This window comes from Streptomyces sp. LARHCF249, assembly GCF_052871255.1.
This window is the reverse complement of record NZ_JBIXJQ010000035.1, coordinates 1-2,961: the sequence shown is the minus strand read 5'-3', so window position 1 is coordinate 2,961 and position 2,961 is coordinate 1. Positions and strand designations below refer to the sequence as shown.

Here is a 2,961-nt window from a genome sequence, read left to right as displayed (position 1 = left end):
GGAACGACGCGACGACACCCACGAAGCCTTCCTCGGACTCGCCACCTGCCTCATCACCCACCGACACGTCCAACACCTTTGTTAGGGACCTCTAAGGCGCCGGGACTGAGCCTCTGCGCACCCGGCCGGACAAGGTGCGCTTGACGCGCTTGTCCAGGGAGAGCAGAAACGCCGTGGGAAGAAAGAGCGCGTCACAGACGATCATGGCTAGGGAGAGGAAGGGCAGGGCGAGCACCAGGGCGATCCCCGCATGCTCGGCCATCATCACGGCGAGTAGGACGTTCTTGACCCTCCGATTGCCCAGTGTGAAGGGGAAGGCCACCTGGATGATGACCGTGGCGTACGCCATTACGACGAGCGGGACCATTCCGGCGGCGAGCAGGTCAGACAGCCACGGCAACGGGCGGAAGTAGTCGAGGTGCATGGCGTAATGCAGAGCACTGCCCTCCTGCCAGCGCGAGCCCTGGATCTTGTACCAGCCGGCAGTGGCGTAGATGAAGCAGACCTGCAGGGCCACCACGGCCATCGCGCAGTTGTGCAGCATGGCGGTCAGGCGGTCCAGCACCGCGCGTGCCTCGTGGCGCGGGAACCACCGTTCGGCTGCGAAGTGTGCGCCGTGCGCCGCCCACAGCGACCACAGGACCATACTCCAGCCCCATTGGGGGAAGCCGAGCAGCACTCCGAGGAGTACGCCGGTTCCTTGCCACAGGAGCAGGCCGGACCGGTCTGCGCCGCCGGCCTGCTCCTGGCGACGGCGTCGGCGCGCGTCCAGCGACCAGACATCGCCGCAGCGTACGGCGACCAGGTAGATCGCCATGATCCGGAGGACGTTGTCACCGCCGTCGCCCAGGAACGGCGAGCGCAATTCCAGGGAGAGCACACCGACCATGAAGAACGCGGAGGTGGCGCGAGTGCGCCAGCCCGCCATCAGCAGGAGCGCGGCCGCCAGGGTGCCGTGATAGACGATCTCGAACCACAACCGGCCCGGCCACCAGGTCAGCACGGTGAAGGCGTGGTCCTCGCCGACCACACGGATGGCCATGTCCAGTGACCAGGGGTTGAGGTCGCCGAACAGCTGGCGACGGTGCGGCCATTCACGGACGAGGAAGAGAGCGAAGACGAGGGCGAAGCCGATCCGGATCGTCGCAGCCTGGTAGGGGAACCGGATCCGCCCTGCCGATTCGACCAAGTCGGCCGCGCGCTCGCGGATGGACCGCCGGGCTGTGGCGGCCGGCGCCGGGGAGAGGGCAGAGGGAAGGTCCCCGGGTCCGTGGGCATTCGGCCCTGCGGCATCGGGCGCAGGTGACGGTGCGGGGACGAGCAGGACCGTCCCGGCCTCCGTGCGGTTCGCGGTCACAGGGCCTGCACGTCCTTCGGGGCTACGGGCCACCACGGCAGGACGAGGTCGCCGGGAGGGGGGTCAACGGGATGCACGCGCCAGCTGGGCGGCTCCACGAGCGTCATCCGCCTTCTGAGTTGGATTCCGTCCGCCCGCCGGCCCCCCTCGTCCGGGCCGATGCGCTGTAGTACGACCCGCTGGAGGTACTGCTCGGACAGGTCCGCCCGTGGGTCGGTGGCGGTGCCGTTCTCGCCCCGGTGAGTGGCCGCGTAGAAGTCCCAGGCGCGCCGGAGCATGTTCTGGTGCGCGTGGCTGGGCCACGGATTGCCGCGGATGGCGTCGATGTCCTGGGCCGTGAGGTCGACCCACGGCCCGACCCGGCTGCTGCCGTCACCCGCATCCGTCCTCACGCGGGCGGAGATCGCCACATTCACCTGCATCGGGTTCGGCGCGAAGAGCTTCCAGTCCTGCCCGAACTCGGCACTGGTGTGGCCGATGATCTGTTCTTCGTACGCCCGGGAGATGCCGTTCGAGGGGGCGACGGCAAGAAACAGCATGGCGCCGTGCCAGAGGGCGGCACCGGACAGGAGCAAGGCCCCTGCCAGCAGAGCCGCGCGGGCAGGGGCGGACCAAGCCCGGGGAGCGTCTTCCTGAATGCTCGTCATCGCCTACGTCCTTGATTCGTCCTGGCCCTGACCGCGCGTCCGGTTCCGCTGTCAGAGGCCGAGGCCGCCGAGCAGCGTGCCTCCGCCGGGAAGGCTCAGCGTGTCGGCGCCGCCCGAGGTACCGGACGTGCCGCCCGAGGTGCTCCCGGACGTACCGGACGTACCGGACGAGCCGCCCGAGGTACCGGACGAGCCGCCCGACGTACCGGATGTACCGCCCGAGGTACCGGACGTGCCGCCGTCGTCGTCTCCGTTGCCGAGGAGCAACCTGCGGATGTTCAGTTCCACCTGCGGGCGGAAGACGTTCTCCTGGTTGCAGAAACCGTTCTTGAACGGGCCGCAGTTGTGGTGCGCGGTGTGGGTCTGGGAGTTGTTGATGAAGTCGCCGACGTGGATCGAATCGCGCTGGTCGGCCTGCGCGAGGTTGCCGAATGCAGCGGAGCCAACGATCGACACGACGACGAGCACGGATTGCAGAGCACGCTTCATCACGCCACCTTTCCTCGGGGCGCGGCACCGTACGGTTGCCGCAGCCGACCCAACGAAGAGATCCCGCCAGGGTCACGTCGGCATCTCCCGCGATAGGCCGGGCGGGTGGTGATTGCCGTCCCTCGCCCCCTGGCCTGCAAACGAGGTCCGTCGGCCCACGCCTGTGGCTTACGCCCGGAGCAGGCCGTTCTGCACCTGGCCAAGTCCTGGCGCCAGGCCCAGGCGCGAGCTACCCGGGCCGAACCCCGGCCACCGCTGAACCGGGCCCTCACCACGGCTCCCGGCATCGAACCCACCCGGTGCCGGCCGCTCCCGCCCATCCCGAGAGAACGAAGGACATGCCGATGACCCGCGAGCACCACCACCGCGACCTTTAGAGGTCCCTAACAAAGGTGTTGGACGTGTCGGTGGGTGATGAGGCAGGTGGCGAGTCCGAGGAAGGCTTCGTGGGTGTCGTCGCGTCGTTCC

The 2,961-nt window shown here is 68.7% G+C and carries 3 protein-coding genes; all 3 read right to left on the bottom strand.

What is annotated here, in order from left to right:
- Positions 1-91 precede the first annotated feature (91 nt).
- The 3 genes from ACIPUC_RS37225 to ACIPUC_RS37215 are packed head-to-tail and all read right to left on the bottom strand — an operon-like array spanning position 92 to position 2,493.
- The gene (locus tag ACIPUC_RS37225; RefSeq protein WP_446594870.1) at positions 92-1,357 is read right to left on the bottom strand and encodes an HTTM domain-containing protein; all 1,266 of its coding nucleotides are present in this window, start codon (positions 1,355-1,357) and stop codon (positions 92-94) included.
- A complete protein-coding gene (locus tag ACIPUC_RS37220) occupies positions 1,354-2,004 on the bottom strand; it encodes a DUF5819 family protein (RefSeq protein ID WP_446594869.1) in 651 nt (216 codons plus the stop codon). The genes ACIPUC_RS37225 and ACIPUC_RS37220 overlap by 4 nt, the downstream gene beginning before the upstream one ends.
- A 51-nt stretch (positions 2,005-2,055) precedes the next feature.
- Positions 2,056-2,493 carry a hypothetical protein gene (locus tag ACIPUC_RS37215; protein ID WP_446594867.1) on the bottom strand — a complete coding sequence of 146 codons (438 nt, stop codon included), beginning with the start codon at positions 2,491-2,493 and terminating at the stop codon, positions 2,056-2,058.
- Positions 2,494-2,961 lie beyond the last annotated feature (468 nt).